Origin of the sequence: Sphaerimonospora cavernae (assembly GCF_042435035.1) — a bacterium.
GTDB lineage: Bacteria > Actinomycetota > Actinomycetes > Streptosporangiales > Streptosporangiaceae > Sphaerimonospora > Sphaerimonospora cavernae.
The window spans coordinates 1-21060 of the sequence record NZ_JBHMQT010000070.1; the positions used below are offsets into that span (position 1 = coordinate 1).

Sequence of the window (21060 nt, forward strand, 5' to 3'; positions counted from 1 at the left end):
GTGGCACGTCCGGTTCTGAGGGGGCCCCGGCGCAGTAATGCGCTGGGGCTACCCGACACCGATTCCGGAATCGCACCGGACGGGCTGGTCACCGTGTATCTGGCTGCCGGGTGCGGGAAGGTGCACGTCGAAGTGATCGATGAAGGATCGGCAACCAGTACTCCCGTGGTGCGTCAGGTGCACGACGACAGCGACGGTGGGCGGGGACTGTGGATGCTTGATCTCATGGCTACCGCCTGGGGATCTCACCTGGACGACGAAGCAGCAGGGGTCGTGTGGTTCGAGATCGCCCACGGTGCCGCCTGAACCCCGAGACACAAGGGTCCACATAGACACAGAGAGCGCAGCGACTGGCGTCGTTGTGGAGCACTACCAAGGGGCCGCATCAGCGGGTGGCCGCCTCGGCGTCGCCGTGCCCAAAGCAGTTCATCGAGCTCACGCCCGCCTGGCCGCCCAGCCGATCATCCATTCCCTAGAGACACGCCACAAGACGAATCCGTTCTCCTGGCCGGTCTTGTCCAGCCGCCCCGACCGTCATGGCGCCTTTGCGGCCTCTGTCTGGGACACAGGCCTCTGTGTGCATACACAGGCATCTGTTTGCCTGCCAGCGTCTCTGTCGGACGCAGATGGCGGCGCTATCCATACAGAGCTTCTCTCAAGGCCGTGGAACAGGGACGTCGAGGTGGCGGTGCTGTCGAATGGGTTGAGAGCCCACCATGAGACCGTCGCCGGCATCGGTGGCATTTCTACGGTCCCGCCATGGAGCATGGCTGATGATCGGTTGGGCTCGGCTATGTAGTTGTGTACTATGTTCACGAGTCGATCAGGTCTCATTTCCGCTGAAGGGTTCTTTCGCATGGCGATATGACGGTGTCGTCCAGTGACACCATGTGTATCCGCCCTTGCAAGTCCCGCCACCCATGATGGAGACCCCGGCGAAGGGAACGCGAGCATGGCCCCGGTGCATCATGAGAAGGTTTTTGAGGACGCCATCGAGTCGGCTCTGCTCAAGCGGGGGTGGGGTAGGGGCTCGAACGAGCTGTTCGACCATGCGCTCGGTCTGAACCCAACCGAGTTGCTGCACTTCGTCCAGGCGACCCAGCCCAAGCAATGGACTCGCCTGGTCACCCTGCAGGCTGGGGATGAGGCGGGGGCGGCGCGGCGGCTGGCGGAGGTCGTGGCCAAGACGATCGACGCCGACGGGGCGCTCGAGGTCCTCCGGCACGGCGTCAAGGACCGGGGTATCACCTTCCGGATCGCCTACTTCCGGCCGGCGCACACGATCGCGGCCGATGCGCTGGAGCCGTACGGCAAGAACATCCTGAGCGTGGTGCGGCAGTTCCGATACGCGGCCCAAGGGAACGACTCGGTCGATCTGGCGCTGTTCGTCAACGGCATCCCGGTCGCCACCGCCGAACTGAAGAACGACCTCACCGGGCAGACGGTCGAGGACGCCAAGGAGCAGTACAAGGCGCGCGACCCCAAGGAGCCGGTGTTCGCGAAAAGGACGCTGGTCCACTTCGCGGTGGACCCGAATCTGGTGTTCCTCACCACGCGGCTGGCCCGGGAGAAGACCCGGTTCCTTCCGTTCAACCAGGGCACGGGCGGTCCGGGCAACAAGGGCGGCGCGGGCAACCCCCAAATCAGCGAGGCACAGATCAGCGGGGCACAGGTTGGCGAGGCACAGATCGGCGAAGCGCAGCTCAGCGGGGCGCAGATCGGCGCAGCGGGCTACCGGACGGCGTATCTCTGGGAGCAGATCTGGGAGTCGCACACCTGGCTCGACCTGCTCAAGCGGTTCCTGCACGTGGAAGACGAGGACGTGAAGAAGGGCCGGGGGCGCAGGACGCAGCCCGGAAAGGCCCACAAGCTCCCGCTGATCTTCCCGCGCTACCACCAGTGGCACGCCGTACGGGATCTGACCACGCACGCCAGACGGTACGGCTCGGGCCACAACTATCTGGTGGAACACTCGGCGGGATCGGGCAAGTCGAACACGATCGCCTGGCTCGCCCACTCGCTGTCCAACCTGCACACCTCCCACAGCCTGGCCGAGATCGCCCCGGAAGCGCTGGAGAAGGGCACTTCGGCAGGTTCCTGCTGAACCGCCTGCCGCGCCGCGAGGACCCCGCGGTGGACATCGGCGAGGTCGACCTCACCCATCTGCGCATCAGCAAGACGGGCGAGCACGACGTCAGCCTGACGCCCGTGCCCGGCGGGGAGGTGATGCTGCCCGCGCCGTCCGGGGAGAGTTCGGCCGCGGCCGAGCCGGAGATGACGTCGCTGCACGCGCTGATCGCCGCCGTCAACGACAAGTACGGCCTGGGCCTGTCCGAGGCCGACCAGATCTGGGTGGAGCAGCAGTTCCAGGAGGCCGTCGGCAACGAGTCGCTGAAGGTGGCCGCGCTCGTCAACGACGAGGCGAACTTCGGCGAGGTCTTCGCCGACCACCTGGAGAAGGTCGTCGTCGACCGGCACACCGGAAACACCAACCTGGTGCAGCGCTTCTTCGACGACTCGCTGTTCCGGTCGAGGATCACCGACCTGGGCCGCAAGCAGGTGTACCGAATGATCCGCGAAAGCAACGACCTTGAGTGATACGCCAGTGATATAAGCGTGATCATGGATGCGGGCGCAGTCGTCGGGGAACGGTACCAGCTGGTCTCACGCTTGGGCGAGGGCGGTTACGGCGAGGTCTGGAAGGGCTTCGACCAGGTTACCCTCCTGTGCGCGTTACTCCCCGAGATGATCGCGGTCCTGGGCGCCGATGACCCGGAGACGCAACAGGCCCAGGCCCTCCTGGAGAATCTGAAGCGGCTCGACAGCACCGATCTGGATCTGCTCTGACAGGCGCTCTTCGGCTGAGCGGTGCAAGACGGCCCGGTCACTTGCTCCACATGTGTGGGCTCTGGCCACTCTTTTCCACAGGGCTGGGCGATCGGGCACGATCTGTGCCCGTCATCTGGTGGAATGCTGAGTTGTGAGTGGTCAGAACTACCGCCTGGTGCGCCGGGAAGGCCTGGGGCGGCGCGACATTCCCGTGCTGGACGAGCATCAGCGTGCCGTCGTCGAGCACGAAAGCGGCCCGCTTCTCGTGCTGGCCGGGCCGGGCACGGGGAAGACCACCACAATAGTGGAGACGGTCGTCGACCGGATCGAGCGGCGGGGCGTCGACCCGGAACGGGTCCTGGTCCTCACCTTCAGCCGGAAGGCCGCCGGTGAGCTGCGCGAACGCATCACCGGACGGATGCGCAGGACCACGAGGACCCCGCTGGCCCTCACCTTCCACAGCTATGCGTACGCCCTGCTGCGCCGCGAGGCCGTGCTGGACGACCGGCCGCCGCCGCGGCTGCTGACCGGCCCGGAGCAGCTCCTCGAAGTACGGCGGTTGCTCCTGGGCGAGCTGGAGGACGGAGGGCGGCACTGGCCTGCCGACATGCGGGAGCTGCTCAAGACCCGCGGGTTCGCCGAGGAGTTGCGTGACTTCCTGTCGCGGGCGGCCGAGCGCGGGCTGGACGGTGAGGCGCTCGTCCGCCTGGGTCGAGCGCAGGGGAGAGACGACTGGGTGGCCGCCGGCGGCTTCTTCGGCCGCTACCACAACCGCTTCGACCTCGACCCGGTGCCCGCGCTCGACTACGCCGAGCTGATCCGGGACGCGGCCGGGCTGCTGGTGGACGACGCGGACGTACGGCAGCGCGAGCGGGACGCGTACGACGTCGTGCTCGTGGACGAGTACCAGGACACCGATCCCGCGCAGGAGGATCTACTCGGACAGCTCGCCGGAGACGGCCGCGACCTGATCGCGGTGGGGGACCCGGACCAGTCGATCTACGGTTTCCGCGGTGCGGATGTGCGGGGGATTCTGGAGTTTCCGCAGCGGTTCCCCACCCGGGACGGGCGGGACGCGCCGGTCATCGCCCTGCGGGTCTGCCGGCGCAGCGGCCCGGTGCTGCTCGACGCTTCCCGCCGGGTCGCCCGCCGACTGCCCGCCGCCCCCCTGCCGGGTTCCGGCGGCGGACACCGCGATCTGCTGCCGACGCCGGCGATCGCGCCGGGCGAGGTCAGAGTGCTGCTGGCCGACAGCGAGAGCCAGGAGGCCGCGGTGGTGGCCGACACGCTGCGCCGGGCTCACCTGATCGACGGCGTGCCCTGGTCGCGGATGGCCGTGCTCGTGCGCAGCACGGCCAGGCAGTTGCCGCTGCTTCGGCGGGCGCTCATGACCGCCGGCGTGCCGGTGACGGTCGCCGGTGACGAGTTGCCGATCGTCGCCGAGCCCGGCGTCCGGCCGTTCATCACGCTGCTCAAGGTCGCCGTCCGCCGGGAGTCGCCCGACGACGCGGTTCGCCGGGAGTCGCTCGACGTCGCGACGGCCGAGGAACTGCTGACCGGCCCGCTGGGCGGCACGGACACGATCGGCGTCCGCCGCCTGCGCCGAGCCCTGCGCGTCGCCGAACGCGATGCCGTCTCCAAAGAACCGGCGTCCGTCGACCCGGATGGCGCCGGTCCGGACGGCAGCGGCTCGGGCGACAGCGCGCACGGCTCAGTCGGGTCTGACGCCACGCCTGAGGCCGATGCGCGGAAGCCGCGGTCGTCTGATGAACTGCTGGTCGCCGCCTTATGGGATATCAGAGAACTGATCGGGGTGGAGTCGCACATCGCCCTCCCGGTCGAGCGGGTCGCCCGTCTGCTCAAACTGGCCTGCGATGCCGTACGGCAGGGCCTCGGCGCCGAGGAGGCGCTGTGGGAGCTCTGGCAGGCCAGCGGGCTCGCCGAGCGGTGGACCGAGGCGGGCCTGTCCGGGGGGTATCGGGGAGCCCAGGCCGACCGGGATCTGGACGCCGTCGTCGCGCTGTTCGACCACGCGGCCAGGTTCACCGACCGCCTGCCCAAGGCCAAGGTGGAGGTGTTCCTCGACGACCTGACCTCCCAGGAGATCGCCGGTGACACGCTCGCCGAGTCCGCCCCGGAGGGCGAGGCCGTACGGATCCTCACGGCACACCGCTCCAAAGGGCTCGAATGGGACGTCGTCGTGGTCGCCGGGGTGCAGGAGGGGATCTGGCCGGACCTGCGGCTGAGGGGGTCACTCCTCGGCACCGACGCGCTCGTGGAGCTGACCGCGGGTGCGGAGCCGAGCGGCCCCGACGCGGCGACGGCCACGCTCACGTCCAAGCTGCTCGCCGAGGAGCGGCGGCTGTTCTATGTGGCGGCGACCCGGGCGCGCAGCCGGTTGGTCGTCACGGCCGTCGGCGGTGAGGACACCGAGGAGCGGCCGTCCCGCTTCCTCACCGAACTGTTGTCCGACGGCGTCGAGAAGGCCACCGTGGACGACCGGGCGCGCTGGCTCAGCATGCCCGCGCTCGTGGCGGACCTTCGCTCGGTGGTCTGCGATCCTGAGCAGCCGGAGGCGCTGCGCCGCGAGGCGGCGGCCCACCTCGCCAGGCTCGCCCGCGCCGAGGTGCCGGGCGCCGCGCCGAGCGAGTGGTACGCGATGACGGAGCTTTCCGACACCCGGCCGATCGACTGGCCGGACGGGATCGTCCAGATCTCGCCCTCGGCCGTGGAGACGTTCGACACCTGCGGCCTGCGCTGGCTGCTGGAGCGGGCGGTGGGCGCGGGCGGATCCGCTGCCACCCAGCATCTGGGCTCGGTCATCCACGCGCTGGCCGTCCTGGCCACCGATGACGGCGTGGACCTCCACGAACGGCTGGACGGCATCTGGAACCAGTTCGATTTCGGGGGGGTGTGGTTCAACCACAAGCAGCGAAAGCTCGCCGAGCAGATGATCGACCGGTTCGTCCGGTGGCACAAAAACAACACGCGCGAGCTGGTCGAGACGGAGCAGGGCTTCACCGTGGCATTGCCCGAGCGGGAGATCCAGATCAAGGGCCGGGTCGACCGGGTGGAGCGTGACAGCGAAGGCCTACCGGTCATCGTCGACATCAAGACCGGCACCGGCAAGCCGAAGAAGGCCGAGATCGCCCGGCATCCGCAGCTCGGCGTCTATCAGCTCGCCGCGCTGCTCGGTGCCTTCGAACGGATCGGCCGCGAGAAGTTCGAAGAAGGAGTGGGCGGCGCGTCGCTCGTACACGTGGGGAAGGCCGGGGGCAAGACGGACGCGATCGAGCAGGTGCAGCCGGCGCTTGGCGGCGATCCCGAGCGCAACTGGGCCAGGGACCTGGTCGAGAGCGTCGCGGACGGGATGCGGCGGGAGCACTTCATCGCCAAGCGCAATGACGGCTGCCGCACCTGCGCGGCGAAGCTCGTCTGCCCGCTCGACGACAAGGGAGGCCAGGTGTGTTGAGCGACAGGACCTGGACGCCGCACGATGATCTGCCCGAGCGTGCGACGCGGCCCGCATCGGGTCCGGCACTGAGCCCCGAGGAGCTCGCCCGCCGGCTGGACATCATGCCGCCCACGCCGGAGCAGGCGGCCGTCATCAAAGCCCCACTGGAGCCCGCCGTGGTCGTGGCGGGTGCGGGGTCGGGCAAAAGCGAGACGATGGCCGGACGCGTCGTCTGGCTGGTCGCGAACGGCAAGGCGAAGCCGGAGCAGATCCTGGGGCTCACCTTCACCCGAAAGGCGGCGGCCGAGCTCGCCGAGCGGGTGCGTAAACGTCTGAACGGCCTGCTTGAGGCCAAGCTGATCGAGCCCGAGCTGCTCGACGCGGAGCCGACGATCTCGACCTATCACGCCTACGCCGCCCGACTGGTCGCCGACCACGCGCTCCGTGAGGGGCTGGAACCGACCATGCGCCTGGTCACGCCGGCCATCGCCTGGCAGATGGCGGCCCGGGTCGTGGGTCAGTACGACGGCCCGATGGACAGGGTCGACTACGGACCGGTGAGCGTCACCAAGGCCGTCCTGGAACTGGCCGGGGAGCTGGCCGAGCACCTGCGCAGCCCCGACGAGGTGCGGGAATTCGGCGGGTGGCTACGGAAGCGGCTGCTCGGACTGCCAGGGCGAACCAATCAAGATCAGCGGACTCCCGTCGACACTCAGGCGGTCCGCGAGCAGTTGCTGCCGATGGTCGAGGCGTACCAGCGGCTGAAACGCGGCCGCGAGGTCATCGACTACGGCGACCAGATGGCGTTGGCGGCGCGGATCGCCACCCGCCATCCCGAGGTGGGGGCGGTGGAGCGCGCCCGGTTCTCTGTGGTGCTGCTCGACGAGTACCAGGACACCAGCCACGCCCAGCTCGTACTGCTCCGCGCGCTCTTCGGTGGCGGCCACCCGGTGACCGCCGTCGGCGACCCCTGCCAGTCGATCTACGGCTGGCGTGGCGCTTCTGCGGGCAATCTGTCGCGGTTTCCCCAGGACTTCCCCACCGCCGTCGGCGATCCCGCGCCCGTGCGGCAGCTCTCCGTGAGCTTCCGCAACGGCGAGCAGGTGCTGGGCGTGGCCGCGGCGATCCAGCGTCCGCTGCGCGCCGAGGCACGACAGGTGCCGGTGCTGCGCCCGGGCGAGAACCGGGCCGGCCGCGGGCGGGTGGTCTGCGCCTTCCACGAGACCGCCGATGCCGAGGCCGAATGGATCGCCGAACGGGTGGGCACGCTGCTCCGCCGGGAAGGCGCCCCGGACGGCCTGCCCTGGGGTGACGGGGAGCGCGGCCCGAACGGGGAAACGGTGCAGCCCAGGACTGTGCAGCCAAAAGACGTGGCGATCCTCGCCCGCAGACGGTCACAGTTTCCGACCCTGCGTAAGGCGCTGGAGAAGCAGGGCATCCCGGTCGAGGTGGTGGGCCTGGGCGGGCTGCTCATGGTGCCCGAGGTCGCCGACATCGTGGCGACCCTGCGGACGCTGTACGACCCCACGGCCGGTGACGCGTTGGTACGGCTGCTCGCCGGGCCACGCTGGCGGATCGGCCCGGCCGACCTCGCGGCGCTCGGCGCGCTGGCTCGCGATCTCAGCCGGGAGATCCGGGACGGGAAGCAGGGTGAACAGCGGACCGGAGACCTGTTGGACCAGGTCGTCATCGAGCTCGCCGAAGAGCGCGGCAGCCTCATCGACGCGCTCGATGAACTGCCCGAGCTGTCCGACCGGCGGTCCGAATCGCTGAAGGATTTCTCGGCGGCCGCACAGGAGCGGCTGCCCAGGCTCGCCCGTGATCTCCGCCTGCTGCGTGCTCATGCCGGACAGCCGCTGCCGGACCTGATCGGCGAGATCGAGCGGCGATTGGGGCTCGACATCGAGGTGGCGGCCAAGGGAGGCGGTCCGCTCGCGGCTCGTGCCGATCTCGATGCGTTCCTGGACGCGGCGACCCGCTTCGCCGGTGACGCGGAGGACCCGACCCTCGGTGCTTTCCTCACCTATCTCAATGCCGCCGAGGCCGAGGAGTTCGGGCTGGAAGGCGGGCGCGTGGGCGACACCAACAGCGTCAAGTTGATGACCATCCACGCGTCGAAGGGGCTGGAGTGGCCGATCGTCATCGTCCCCGGGCTGTCGCAGGCCACCACCCAGAAGGGGGAGTTGGCCAAGGGCACGATCTTCCCGGCCATGCCGGCGACCAACCCCAGTTGGACGAGGAACCCGCGCAAGCTGCCGTACCCGCTGCGCGGTGACCGGATGGATCTTCCTGAGCTGACCGGTCTGGAGAAAGACGTCCTGGCCGCTTTCGACGAGCGGTGCCGGGAGCGTGACCTGATGGAGGAGCGACGGCTCGCCTACGTGGCGGTGACGAGGGCGCACTACCTGCTGGTCGCGTCCGGCTACCGGTGGGGGACCTCATCCAGGCCCCTTGAACCGTCCGCCTTCCTGACGGAGGTCCGCGATGCGGGCGCCCTGATCGACGGCTGGCACGAGAGCGGCGAGGACGAAGGCGAGCAGAACCCGCGGCTCGTCGAGCCGCCTCAGCAGGAGTGGCCCGTCGTCTCGGTGGCCGAGGGCATCCACGATGGTGCCCGACTGGTCGAGGAAGCACTGGCGGAGGTTTCACGGGCCGAGGACGCGCGGGTAGCAGGTGACGCCCGGGCGGATCACGGGGCCCGAGAGCTCCAGGACTGGGACCGGGAGCGGATGCGCCTGTGGGCGCGGGACACCGAGTTGCTGCTGCGGGAGCGGGAGACGAACCGGAGGCGGACCGAGGCGGTAGTCGAGCTGCCGGCCAGGCTGACGGTGTCGTCGCTGGTGACGCTGGCCGCCGATCCCATGGCGTTCGCCCGGCAGGTGCGCCGGCCGGTGCCGCGCAAACCGGCGCCGCTGGCCCGGCGGGGCACCACGTTTCATCGCTGGCTGGAGTCGCGCTGGGGTCAGCAGCGCCTCATCGACGACTTCGAGCTGCCCGGCGCCGCCGACGAGCCGTCCGACGCCGACGTCCAGCTCGCCGAACTGCAGGAGCGGTTCGAGGAGAGCGTGTGGGCCGGGCGTGAGCCGCTCGACCTGGAGGTGCCGTTCGAGACGGTGATCGCCGACCGGCTGCTGCGCGGCCGGATGGACGCGGTCTTCCGGGAGGGGGACGGGTTCGTGGTGGTCGACTGGAAGACCGGCGAGCGGCCGCAGGGCAGGGCGGCCGAGACCGCCTCGGTGCAGCTCGCGGCGTACCGCATGGCCTGGGCCGCGCTGGTGGGGGCGCCGCTGGAGAAGGTCGGCGCGGCGTTCCACTACGTCCGGTCCAACGAGACCATCCGCCCGGTGGACCTGCTCGACGCCGACGGCCTGGCGGCCCTGATCCGGCGGGTGCCCGAGGTGGACTGACGGGTCAGCCGAAGAGCGTCCCGGTGTCCAGCTTGATCCCGAACGGCTCCGGCAGCTCGACGAGCTCGCCTTCCTCGGCCATCACGATCTGCCGGTACGGCTCCCGATCGTCGTCGGGGGTGAGATCCGGCAGCGGATCGCTCAGCAGCACCACGGTCCGCGGCTCCGCGAGAGGATCCACGATCAGGTAGAGCGGGACGCCGGCCCGGGCGTAGTCGAGCGGCTTCTCCTCCCAGTCCACGGAACGGGTGCCCGGCGAGCACACCTCCGCGACCAGCAGCGCGCTGTGTCCCTTGATGCTCATGTCGTCGAACTGTTCGGCGTCGTCCGGGGCGACCATCAGGTCGGGAAGCCGGAAGTCGGGGAAGGGTGGGATATGCACTCCCCAGGTCTGGTGGAAGCGCCAGCCGTTGGCCAGCTTGAGCGGGTACAGGATGTCGGAGAGCCGGTCGACGATGTTGGAACTCTCCCTGCGTGTCCTCGGGCTCACGACGACCTGGCCCCGTGAGATCTCGGCCGTGTAGCCGGCCTCATTGAGCTCCAGGCAGAGCCGCTGGATGACGTCCTTCTCGTCGACCGGCTCCGGCCTGGGGACATCCGCGGGTGTTGGTGGTGGTGCTGGGTGGATGTGCGGGTGCTGCTGGTGCCTGCCGTGCTTCGTCGGCATCGTGAGCGCCATCTGATCGCCATCCTCTCTGAGACTCCCTACGTTTCCGATGGTACGCATCGTTGCTTTGGAACCACAGAACGTAACAGCACTGCAAACAGAGAAGCGAGGAGACCGAAAGGCGTACGACCAGGCGCGGCGGAGGAAAACGGCACCTTGGATGGAGAGAACCTCACCCCTGGGAGCAGGTCTCCCCCTTGCGTGGAAACCGGCTGGTCAGCGGCCAGGGCCGATTGACACGAGTGGGTTGGCGACGGGGATGTATCCGGCGGTGCGGTCGGCGTGCCGTCGCCACCGCACGCCGAGGTTGGCCTTGGCGGGCAACGTCGCGTCGGAGAGCAACGCCCTGAGCGGGGCCGGCCATCCCCGTTCTTCGGCGTAGCGAGACAGCACCTCCCTGGCCGCCACCCAGAGTTCACGCAGAACGTGACGCTCGCGATTCTGGTCGGCCACTTCCGCGACGGTGGCGGCGACTTCGGCCAGATGATTGACCATCAGGCAGTACGCGACCCGGTTCCAGCCGTGGTCGGGCGCGTACGTCATCGCCTCGGCGACCCGCTCCGGCAGACCCGACAGGTCGTGGCGGCCCTCGACCAGCTTGGCCCCCTCCAGATCACGGAATATCGCCTCGACGGGCAGGCCATCCGGATCGACCCCGACCAGCACGTTCTGCAGGTGCGGTTCGAGCACGACGCCGTGGTGGACGAAGGCGTCGAGCGACGGTACGGCAACGCACTCGACGTAGGCCCGCCACCAGGTGATCGGTTCGGCCCGCCGGCGTGCCTCGACGACCTCCGGAACCCCCGTGCCCCGCACTTCCGCCATGCCGCACGGCGAGGTGGCCAAGACGTATGGAGAGGTGGCCAGCGCGGCGGCGAGGACCGGGGTGACGCCGGGCCCGCACCCGGACCAGGGGCCGGACCGCACGATCACCCCCAGGCCTTCGAGAAGCCGGGTGCCGAGACCCGCCGACCGATACCCGGGCTCGGGCAGCCATCGGGTGCCCGGGAACCGCTCGGCCAGCCGGTCGAAGATCGGTTCGAGCCGCCGGGTGAGCTCGACCGATCCGACCAGTTCGTACCAGGCGTTCTTCCGCACGCAGTTGGTGATCCGTACGTCCAGGCTGAATTTGAGACAGACCGCCGAGACCGGGTCGTACACGGTCCGCACCGACGAGGTGGGGAAGACCGGGCGGGAGCCGTACCCGAGATCGACGAGCCGCCCGTCGGCGAGCGGGGCGCGCAGGTCGGCCGCGAGCAGTTCGAGCTGCCACGGATGCGCGGGCAGCGGCACGTACCCCGGCGGAGCGGCCGCGATCGTGTCGAGTGCCGACGTGTCGCCCTCGCCCATCATGAGGTCCGCGCGGACGCCGAGCAGCCGGAGCGGGAAGCGCGCGTGCGCCTCCGGTGCGTACCGCTCCCATCCCGTGCCGGTTCGCGTCTTCGGCGAGGGATGGAACGGGTGTCCGGCCACGAGGGCCTGCTCGGAGGCGAGCCATGGGTCCGCCGGGGGGGTGGCGAGCTCGCGGGCCGCCAGGAGCGTCGCGACGGCGTCCCGGCTGGCTGCGACCTGCGCCGCGAACTCCCCGTTGAAGCCACTGTCGAGATCTTCCGCGAGCTCCCGTTCGACGAGTTTGATCAGCATGTCCGAGGTCAGCGGCTCCCACACTCCGCCAGCCAGCCGCTGAGCGCGACCACAGAAGTGCAGGGCGATCCCACCACGGGCAGGTACGCGCACGCGGGTCCCCCCGATGCTCGCCAGCAGGTACGGCCCGGCGGTCCGCACCCGGGACCCGCACAGTTCACGTACGCAGCAGCGCAGCAGGGCGCCGAGCGTGACCTCCTCGGCCAGGGCGGAATGCGGGTCGAGCAGCAGGCTGTTCATGGAAGCCTTTCGGGTGCCCGGCGGTCGGCTGCACGGGGCGGTGCGATGCCGACGGCGGCGCGGTTCGGTCGTGGACGGAGATAGTTGGGGCCGGTCGTGCCGTAGAACTTGTTGATGTCGCGCGCACCCGTTCGCTCCTTCGCGACGAGCGTCCCGGCGACGAGCATCGACTTCCCGACGAGCCGCGCGGCGTCGATCGTCCTGGCCCGCAGCAGCGCGGCCATCGGGACGTCGCCACACCGGTCGAGGGCCGCCGACAGCGCCTCCCGGACCAGACCGCCGGCGGTGGCGACGTCGGCGAGCGCTCCGTGGACCACGGCCATCGCGGCCAGGTGAAGGGTGATGGTCACGAACACGTCGGCCAGGGCGTGCGGGTCACGCGTCAGCATGCGGTCGTCGCCGAAGTCCGGCACCTCGATTCCCGCCGCCCGTAGAAGATCGGGGGAGGCCAGCAGTCCGTCGTTGTCCTTTATCAACAGCCGCATCGATCCATCGCGGAACAGCAGCGCCAGGTTCTGCTGATGCGCCTCCAACGCGATGCCGTACCGCACGAACAGTGTGACGTTCCAGTCGAAGAGCGCGGCAAGGTAGTCGCGCAGCAGCGGCGTGAGGTCACCGCCGTGGAACCGGTCGGCGAGGTCGTGCAACACCATCCGGGGTCGGCGCCCCTCGCCGGAGACGGGGCCGGGAACCTCAGGAAGCGCGGGAACCTCGGGAAGCGCGGGAACCTCGGGAAGCGCGGGAACCTCGGGAAGCGCGGGAACCTCGGGAAGCACGGCGAGGAGCGCCGCCACCGGCACGATCTCCCCCTCGGGCAGGCCCCGGACCAGCCAGCCGAGGTATTCGTGCCCGGCATGGCCGTAGGCCTGCTCGTCCGTGAGCGACACCCGCATCAGCGGTTCACGGGTGAGCACCTCCCGCAGCAGCGACTCGGCGAGGGCGCCGTCGCGCAGCGTGCCCGGTTTGATCGATCGGCGGTTGCGCAGGCCCAGTGTGCTCGTCGGGAGCGGCAGCTTGAGGTGGATCTGCTCGCCGACCTCGACCGTACGCATCGACAGCGTCGGCCGGACGGTCAGGTACGGCTCGGGCGCCGCGATGACGGGGACGTCCCCAAAGGGGGCGTCCACGAAGGGGGCGTCGGCCAGTGCGGGCACGGTGAGCGGGTGAACGGGGAAGAGCATGTGGGTCCGGGACATCGCCCGGGGGAGGCCGACGTGCTCGGGGAGCGGCCACCACGGGAAGTCGCCCGGATCGACGGTCGCCGTGACGTGTCCGTACGGCACCGCCGCCCAGGCCAGCCGGAACGCCGGGGCGAACTCGGGGGCGTGGCCGACCAGGTCGTCGGGGGACAGGCCGAGGCGGCAGCGGGCGGTGGGATAGACCGGATGATCCACCCCCGCGGCCAGCGCCTCGTAGAAGATCAGCCCGCGGCCGGTGCTCTCCGAGCGCAGGCGGCTGAGCACCCGGCCGCGGTGTCGGTGGTGCAGTTCCAGCGCGGTCAGCGTCTCGCGGCACTCTCTGGCGAAGGCGGCGACACCGGCGGCGTCGGCCGGTTCGGCGACGGCCTCCAGTGTTCGCAGCACCTCCGCCAGGCTCGGCCCTCCTTCGGCGTTCTTCTCCGTCTTCTCCGTGTTCTCAGCTCCGAGGGGTGGCACGGGGACGGCGAAGTCCTGGAACGGTGAGTCGGCGGCCAGGCGCACCCGCCGGCCCGAGGCGAGACGCAGCGTGACCCCCTTCTTGTCCCGGGTGAGCCGGGCGGTGATCCCGCCGTAGTCCTCCCTGATCAGGGCATTGAGCACGCGCGCCGCCAGGTGGCGTTCCCGGCCGGAGACACGCGTCATGCGATCACCCAGGGGTGGGCGGCGCGGAAGGCGTCGATCGCGGAGTCGATGCCGGCCCGGTCCGGGCCGATCGCGCGGATGAGACCCAGGTAGTCCCGGTTGGTGTTGGTCGGGTCGATCCGATCGCCGACCGCGCGCAGCGGACGATGCCACAGGCGCACGCCGTTTCGCGGTGTCGAGCGGTCCTGGGGAAGCGGCGGGGCCTGGGAAGGGGCCAGGGCGGGCGGGGCGGCGGTGATCACGCCTGGCCGGTCGGCGACGACGCTGACCACCGCGCCATGTAGATCCACACTGTGGCGGCCCGGGCCGTACGGCTCCGCGACGCCGGGAAAGACGCCGGGAAAGACGCCGGGAAAGACGCCGGGAAACGGGTCCGGGATCGGCTCTCCGGCGTGGACGCGCAGGACCCACTCGTGCAGCGGCACGCCGACCAGGTCGGCCAGCAGAAAGTCGCAGTTGTCGCCGATCAGCCGGTAGTTGACCTCGATGATGCGCGGGCCGTCCCGGGTGATGACGTACTCGGTGTGGCAGGCGCCCAGGCCGGCTCCGAGGGCGGCGAGCGCGGCGGACACGTGGCGCCGGTGATCCGTCGGGGGAACGGGATGCCAGTCCAGGCGTTCCTCGACGAAGTGGGGGAGCGGCCCGAGCGTGGTGCGGAACCCCCCGATGACCGCCGTGGACCGGCCGTCGCCCAGCGTCTCCAGCGTGTGGAGTGGCCCTTCCAGGTACTCCTCGGCCACCAGCACGTCGTCCGGCCGCCGTTTCCTGATCTCGCACACCGCGGCGGCGAGTTCCGCCGGGCCTGCGGCCAGCACGACGTCCTCGCTGGCCACACCCATGGCGGGCTTGACCACCACCGGGTACGGCACCGGGTACGGCACCGCCTCCGGCATGGCGGCCGTGCCGGGCGGGAGCCGTACGGACCGGACCGGCTCCACGGCGGCGAGGCGGAGGCGACGGCGCATGAGTGCCTTGTTCTTGGCCGTGGCGCAGGCACGCCAGTCCTTGTGCGGCAGATCGAAGTACTCGGCGGCCAGGGCGGTCTCGGCCTGCAGGTGGTCGGAGTTGGAGAACACGACGTCCGGGCGGTGGTGCGCGGCGATGGCGTCGATCAGGGCCCGGGGGTCGCGCACATCGGTCGCGATGATCTCATGACCCGGGTAACCCTCGGGTTGGTCGGTCAGGATGGTCACATCCCAGCCCAGGGCCGCCGCGGCGGGAAGGAAGCCGTCGATCACGGAGTCGGTCGGGTTGAGGGTGGTGAGGTACAGGCGCACGCGACCTCCGAGATCAGCAGTAGGTAAGCCTTACCTAACTTGCGTCATCGTAGCCGCTGTCAGATCACTCCGTGCGGGGAATCGCCGCAGGGGGGACGGTTGTTCTCGCGGGCACTCATGGAAGGATGACGCCGTGGAAATCTCGGATGGGCCCCTCGGACCGCTGCTTCTGGCTCGTGGCACGATCGACCGTTCGGCGCTCCTGCGTAATGACGGGGATTGGCTGGAGCGAGCCTGGGCCACCGAGAAGACACGGGTCCTGATCGTCAACGAAGGCAGCACGTCGGTCCGCAGGTTCACCGACGGCGCGGCCCTGGCGCTGACCTCCCCCCTCGAAGCGCCCGAGGCCGCCCAGGACGCGAGATATCTGCTCGGCGTGGATGATGACGGCGTCGCGTACTTCGCCGTACGGTCCCCGCTCCCGCCCGGGGATACGGTGGCCCTGCGTGAGGCGGCCGGGCTGCTCGACGACCGCGATGCGGGGTTGCTGGTGAATGCCGTGGCCCTCGAGGCGTGGCACGCGACCCATGAGTTCTGCCCGAGCTGCGGGAGCCGTACGGATGTCGTGGCGGCCGGGCACATGCGGGTCTGCCCGCGTGACGGCAGCCAGCACTTCCCGAGGGTGGACCCAGCGGTGATCATGCTGGTGCACGATGACGACGACCGGGTGCTGCTGGCGCGCGGTCAGGGCTGGCCGGAGGGCCGCATGTCGGTGCTGGCCGGCTTCGTCGAGCCGGGGGAGTCGCTGGAGCACGCGGTGATCCGTGAGGTCATGGAGGAGGTCGGGGTGGCCGTCACCGCGCCGCGTTACCTGGGCAGCCAGCCCTGGCCGTTCCCCCGCAGCCTCATGCTCGGGTTCTTCGCCCGCGCGGTCACGACCGAACTGCGACTGGACCGGGAGGAGATCGCCGAGGCGCACTGGCTGTCGAGGGCCGAGTTGACCGCACTGGTCGCGTCGGGCGAGTTGGGCCTGCCGGGCCCGGTCTCGATAGCGTGCAGGCTCATCGAGGCCTGGTACGGCGGGCCCGTCTCGAGGACCGGCGACTGGCGCTGAGAGTCACGGCCGGGGGTTTGAGCGGTTGGGAGCTTTCGGCGGTCAGCAGGCGCCGGCGAGGTGTCGCTTCACCTCGGCGACCGAGGGGTTGGTCATCGTGTGGCAGTCAGTGACGACGGTGGGGACGACCTGGTTGCCGTTGTTCACGCTCATCACGAACTCCGCGGCCTCCGGGTGACGTTCGATGTCGACTTCGTCGTACGTGATGCCCTCCCGCGTGAGCTGGCTCTTGAGCCGCTTGCAGGGGCCGCACCAGCTTGTCGTGTAGACCGTGAGCGCCACGTTCGTCCCTTTCTCTCGATACCGCACCGCCGTGGGGTGTTCTGAGCAGTCATTGGAACACGCCGCAGCCCCATCCTGTTCCCGCCCCGGCCCCCGGCCCGCGATCTCACAGATAGGTGATCACGGGGCGGGATCTAACGGTTGAGGCGGGAGGCGATCCAGGCCTGGACGGTCTCCGCGACGCCGGGTTCCCGGTAGAGGGCCGAGCTGTGCCGCGTGCCGGGCATCGTCATGATCGTCATCGGGACCCCGACCGCCAGGAGCTCCTGTCTGAGGATCTCGCTCTGGTACGGCGGGACGAACTCGTCGTCGGAGTGGAACGTGAGCACCGGCGCGTCACCCGGCGAAGCGTGGAACGCCACCTCCATGCTCGACCACGCCCGGGAGCACCTGCCGGGCGTGCACCCGCCGGCGAGCAGGGCGGCCGATTTGCGCAGCTTGCGCACCGCGGCGTCCGCGAGCGGGTCCGAGCCGTCCTCGTAGGACGCGAGCGGCGACACGACCGGGGAGATCCCGACGACGCCGCGCAGGCCGGGCAGACCGTCGCCGTACGTGCCGAGCGCCGTGGCGATGTGGCCGCCCGCGGAGAAGCCGACCAGGACGTAGCGATCGGGGTCGGTGTTGAACAGGGCGGCGTGCCGCCGCACCGTCTTGATCACGCTGAGGGCGTCGGTCCGTTGGGCGGGCCAGGGCGCGTCGCCGGACAGTCGGTAGTTCATGTTGACCACCGTGTAGCCGAGCCGTACGTAGCTCTGGCTGATCGAGGTCAGCGACCTCTTGTCACCGCTCGACCACCAGCCGCCGTGGACGATGAACACAGCCGGTCGTCTGGGACCGGTGGAGTTCCACCAGACGTCCATCCGCTGCCGTGGGTGCTGGCCGTACGAGAAAGTCCGCACTTTGGTGCCGACGGGCACGGCGGCGTGGGCGGACGCGCTGGGGGAAGGAGCGGGCGAGACCGCGGGATCCGGCGTGGCCGTGGCCGTGGCGGTGGCCGTGGCGGTGGCCGTGGCGGTGGGAGCCGGGCTCGGCGTCGGGCCGGGCGTGGGATCGCCCGCATGGGCGCCGCCCGTGCTCGCGTTCGTGGGCCCCTGAGCGAGCAGCACGGCGGTGAGCGCGAACGCGCCACCGGCCGTGAAAACGCGAGTTAACGCAGCTCTCGCCGCTTTCCGCACGGCCTGGTCCCTCCCCGCTGTCGCGCGTGTACGTCGCGCCGCCGACCGGCTCCCACCACCGGATCGGTGGGACACCTGTCGGAGGCTGCTGGAAGGATGATGCCAGTACATCCTCCGCACCGCATGTTGGGAGCGTCACGTGGACGTCCTCGAGGGGCTGGATCCCGAGCAGCGCGCCGTGGCCGAGGCGGTCCGCGGCCCCGTGTGCGTGCTCGCGGGCGCGGGCACCGGCAAGACGCGCGCCATCACCCACCGCATCGCGTACGCGGTGCACAGCGGGGTGATCGAGCCGCACAGCGTGCTCGCCGTCACGTTCACCACCCGCGCGGCGGGCGAGCTCAAGCAGCGGCTGCGCCTCCTGGGCGCACCGGGCGTCCAGGCCCGCACGTTCCACGCGGCGGCCCTGCGCCAGCTCAGCTACTTCTGGCCGCGGGTGATCGGCGGAGATCCGCCGCAGGTGATCGAGTCCAAACTGCCGCTGCTCATCGAGGCGTCGCGCGATCTGCGGCGTAACGCCGACAGGGGCGAGCTCAGGGACGTCGCCGCCGAGATCGAGTGGGCCAAGGTCACCCAGATCGGTCCGGAGGACTACCCGACGGCGGCCGCCAAGGCCCGGCGGACCCCGCCGATCGCTCCAGAGGAGGTGGCCCGGCTCTACGAGGGTTACGAGGACCTGCGCCGTCGGCGCAACCTCATCGACTTCGAGACCATCCTGGAGCTGACCGCCGCGGTGATGACCGAGCATCGCGAGGTGGCCGCACAGATCCGGCAGCAGTACCGCTACTTCGTCGTCGACGAGTTCCAGGACGTCAACCCCCTGCAGAAGCTGCTGCTCGACACCTGGCTCGGCGGGCGCGACGACCTGTGCGTGGTGGGCGATCCCAACCAGACGATCTACTCATTCACCGGGGCGACCCCGCAATATCTGACCGGCTTCGCCGTCGAGCATCCCTCGGCGAGCGTGATCAGACTGGTGCGCGACTACCGCTCGACCCCGCAGGTGGTCACGTTGGCCAACCGGGTGATGGCGCGTTCGCCCCACCGGCTGGAGTTGCTCGCGCAGCGTCCGGACGGCCCCGAGCCGGTTCTCACGGAGTACGACGACGAGGAGGCCGAGGCGCTCGGAGTCGCGCTCACGGTGAAGAAGCTCATGGCCGACGGCGTCCCGGCCAGGGAGATCGCCGTGCTGTTCCGGATCAACGCCCAGTCCGGGGCGTACGAGCAGGCGTTCGGCGAGGCCGGCGTGCCGTATCTGCTCCGCGGCGCCGAGCGGTTCTTCGACCGGCCGGAGGTACGGCAGGCCGTGGTGCTGCTGCGGGGGGCGGCCCGCTCGGCGGGCGGAGCCGAGCCGCTGGCCCCCGCCGTCCACGCGATCCTGTCCGGGATCGGCCTGACCGCGGAGCCTCCCGGCGGCGGCAGGGCACGGGAGAAGTGGGAGTCGCTCAAGGCGCTGGCCGACCTGGCCGAGGACTTGGCGGCCGACGGGGCGGACCTGACCGGTTTCGTGGCCGAGTTGGAGCGGCGGGCGATGGAGCAGCACGCGCCGCCCGTCGAGGGTGTGACGCTGGCCTCCCTGCACGCCGCCAAGGGCCTGGAGTGGGATGCCGTCTTCCTCGTCGGCCTCACCGAGGGCATGCTCCCGATCATCTACGCGGAGACGCCGGAGCAGATCGAGGAGGAACGCCGGCTGCTCTACGTCGGCGTCACGCGGGCCCGCGAGCACCTGCACATGTCCTGGGCGCTGGCCCGCTCACCCGGTGGCCGCCGCTCCCGGCGACCCTCCCGTTTCCTGGAGGGGCTGTCTCATCAGCTTCCCGCCCCGGCGGTCAAGGCCGGACGCCGTTCGGAGCGGACCGCGGGGAGGAGGCCGGCCGTGCCGCTGCACTGCCGGGTGTGCGGCAAGACGCTGGCGGCGGCACCTGAGCAGAAGCTGGGCCGCTGTGCGGGCTGTCCGGCCGACTACGACGAGGCCCTGCTCGAAAGCCTCAGGTCGTGGCGGAGCGCCGCGGCCAAGGAGTCCAAGGTTCCGCCCTACGTCGTATTCACCGATGTGACGCTTCAGGCGATCGCCGAGCGGGTGCCGACCACGGAGGCGGACCTGCTGGCCATCGCCGGGATCGGGCGCGTCAAGCTTGAGCGGTACGGCGAAGCCGTAATGGAGCTGTGTCGCGCCGCAGGCGATAGTAGTGTCACCGGTGTTACTGATGAGTAATAGCTCCCCCTTTGGTTGGAGGCCCCGTGAACTCGGCTCTCAAGGAGTTGCTGGACCTGCTCGACCTGGAGCAGATCGAGCTCGACATCTTCAGGGGGCGCAGCCCGGAGGAACGGATCCAGCGCGTCTTCGGCGGCCAGGTCGCGGCTCAGGCGCTCGTCGCGGCGGGCCGTACGGTCCCGGCGGACCGCTTGGTCCACTCACTGCACGCGTACTTCATCCGGCCCGGTGACCCCGCCGTCCCGATCGTCTACAACGTCGACCGGGTGCGTGACGGCCGCTCGTTCAACACGCGGCGGATCACGGCCATCCAGCACGGCAAGGCGATCTTCTCGATGTCGGCGTCGTTCCACATCGCCGAGAATGGCCTGGAGCACCAGTCAGTCGCCATGCCGCCCGTTCCCGAGCCGGAGAGCCTGGGGACCTTCCGACAGCGCATGCTCGACGTGGTGGGGGACGACCCGGCGTGGCGCGAATGGCTGTCGAAGCCGCGCCCGGTCGACGTGCGATATGTGCACCGGCTGCCGTGGGAGGCGCCCGCCGATGACGCCGGGGCTCCCGTCGTGTCCGACGAGAACCACGTGTGGTTCCGGTATGAGGCCGACCTCCCCGACGACCCGCTGCTGCATGTCGTGCTCGCCGCCTATGCCTCCGACTTCACGCTGGTGGACACTGTGCTGCTCGCCCATGGGCGAGCCTGGGGGGCGGCCGACATCTCCGGTGCGTCGCTCGATCACGCGATGTGGTTCCACCGCCCGTTGCGTGCCGACGAGTGGGTGCTGTACGCCCAGGAGTCGCCGTGGTCGGGAGGGGCTCGCGGGCTGGCCCGCGGACAGATGTTCACCGCCTCCGGAAAACTGGCGGTGTCCGTGGTGCAGGAGTGCCTGATACGCGTTGGCGATGATGTCACGAAGTCGTGAAAATCGCAGGTAGAAAATAGGTTGCTCGGCCCGGCGGTTGGGATTTAGGGTCATGGTC

Annotated in this window: 15 protein-coding genes; 9 read left to right on the forward strand and 6 right to left on the reverse strand. The window is 70.1% G+C overall.

Annotation, left to right across the window (positions count from 1 at the left end; genetic code table 11):
• The 6 genes from ACFHYQ_RS28390 to ACFHYQ_RS28415 form a co-directional block, all read left to right on the forward strand.
• Positions 1-306: ATP-binding protein (locus ACFHYQ_RS28390; RefSeq protein ID WP_512701478.1), on the forward strand; the 306-nt coding region annotated here is incomplete at its 5' end.
• A 655-nt stretch (positions 307-961) separates the two neighbouring features.
• The gene (locus ACFHYQ_RS28395) at positions 962-2104 is read left to right on the forward strand and encodes a type I restriction endonuclease (RefSeq protein ID WP_394304218.1); all 1143 of its coding nucleotides are present in this window, start codon (positions 962-964) and stop codon (positions 2102-2104) included.
• A 29-nt stretch (positions 2105-2133) separates the two neighbouring features.
• Complete coding sequence (locus ACFHYQ_RS28400; protein WP_394304219.1) at positions 2134-2598, forward strand: hypothetical protein; 465 nt, start codon at positions 2134-2136, stop codon at positions 2596-2598.
• 24 nt (positions 2599-2622) lie between these two features.
• Positions 2623-2847: a hypothetical protein gene (locus ACFHYQ_RS28405; RefSeq protein ID WP_394304220.1), complete on the forward strand. Its 225-nt coding sequence runs from the start codon at positions 2623-2625 to the stop codon at positions 2845-2847.
• Positions 2848-2980: 133 nt separating this feature from the next.
• Positions 2981-6301 (forward strand): ATP-dependent helicase, encoded by a 3321-nt coding sequence (locus ACFHYQ_RS28410; RefSeq protein WP_394304221.1) that lies wholly within the window; start codon positions 2981-2983, stop codon positions 6299-6301.
• 104 nt (positions 6302-6405) lie between these two features.
• On the forward strand, positions 6406-9690 hold the full coding sequence (locus ACFHYQ_RS28415) for an ATP-dependent helicase (RefSeq protein WP_394304255.1): 3285 nt from the start codon (positions 6406-6408) through the stop codon (positions 9688-9690).
• Between the two features lie 4 nt (positions 9691-9694).
• Here ACFHYQ_RS28415 and ACFHYQ_RS28420 read toward each other — a convergent pair whose 3' ends face one another.
• From ACFHYQ_RS28420 to ACFHYQ_RS28435, 4 genes are all read right to left on the reverse strand, one after another.
• Positions 9695-10369 carry a Uma2 family endonuclease gene (locus ACFHYQ_RS28420; protein ID WP_394304222.1) on the reverse strand — a complete coding sequence of 225 codons (675 nt, stop codon included), beginning with the start codon at positions 10367-10369 and terminating at the stop codon, positions 9695-9697.
• A 204-nt stretch (positions 10370-10573) separates the two neighbouring features.
• Positions 10574-12241, reverse strand: coding sequence for an IucA/IucC family protein (locus ACFHYQ_RS28425; RefSeq protein ID WP_394304223.1), 1668 nt, complete (start codon positions 12239-12241; stop codon positions 10574-10576).
• Positions 12238-14082: an IucA/IucC family protein gene (locus tag ACFHYQ_RS28430; protein ID WP_394304224.1), complete on the reverse strand. Its 1845-nt coding sequence runs from the start codon at positions 14080-14082 to the stop codon at positions 12238-12240. The genes ACFHYQ_RS28425 and ACFHYQ_RS28430 overlap by 4 nt, the downstream gene beginning before the upstream one ends.
• Positions 14079-15359 (reverse strand): ATP-grasp domain-containing protein, encoded by a 1281-nt coding sequence (locus ACFHYQ_RS28435; RefSeq protein WP_394304225.1) that lies wholly within the window; start codon positions 15357-15359, stop codon positions 14079-14081. The genes ACFHYQ_RS28430 and ACFHYQ_RS28435 overlap by 4 nt, the downstream gene beginning before the upstream one ends.
• 133 nt (positions 15360-15492) lie before the next feature.
• Between ACFHYQ_RS28435 and nudC the strand changes: the two genes are divergently transcribed.
• A complete protein-coding gene (gene nudC, locus ACFHYQ_RS28440; protein WP_394304226.1) occupies positions 15493-16413 on the forward strand; it encodes an NAD(+) diphosphatase in 921 nt (306 codons plus the stop codon).
• 42 nt (positions 16414-16455) lie between these two features.
• Here nudC and ACFHYQ_RS28445 read toward each other — a convergent pair whose 3' ends face one another.
• Together ACFHYQ_RS28445 and ACFHYQ_RS28450 are read right to left on the reverse strand one after the other, a co-directional pair.
• Positions 16456-16695 carry a mycoredoxin gene (locus tag ACFHYQ_RS28445; protein WP_394304227.1) on the reverse strand — a complete coding sequence of 80 codons (240 nt, stop codon included), beginning with the start codon at positions 16693-16695 and terminating at the stop codon, positions 16456-16458.
• Positions 16696-16829: 134 nt separating this feature from the next.
• Positions 16830-17870 (reverse strand): alpha/beta hydrolase, encoded by a 1041-nt coding sequence (locus ACFHYQ_RS28450; RefSeq protein ID WP_394304228.1) that lies wholly within the window; start codon positions 17868-17870, stop codon positions 16830-16832.
• A 139-nt stretch (positions 17871-18009) separates the two neighbouring features.
• Between ACFHYQ_RS28450 and ACFHYQ_RS28455 the strand changes: the two genes are divergently transcribed.
• Together ACFHYQ_RS28455 and ACFHYQ_RS28460 are read left to right on the forward strand one after the other, a co-directional pair.
• Positions 18010-20082: an ATP-dependent DNA helicase UvrD2 gene (locus tag ACFHYQ_RS28455; RefSeq protein ID WP_394304229.1), complete on the forward strand. Its 2073-nt coding sequence runs from the start codon at positions 18010-18012 to the stop codon at positions 20080-20082.
• A 26-nt stretch (positions 20083-20108) separates the two neighbouring features.
• A complete protein-coding gene (locus tag ACFHYQ_RS28460; RefSeq protein WP_394304230.1) occupies positions 20109-21002 on the forward strand; it encodes an acyl-CoA thioesterase in 894 nt (297 codons plus the stop codon).
• Positions 21003-21060 lie beyond the last annotated feature (58 nt).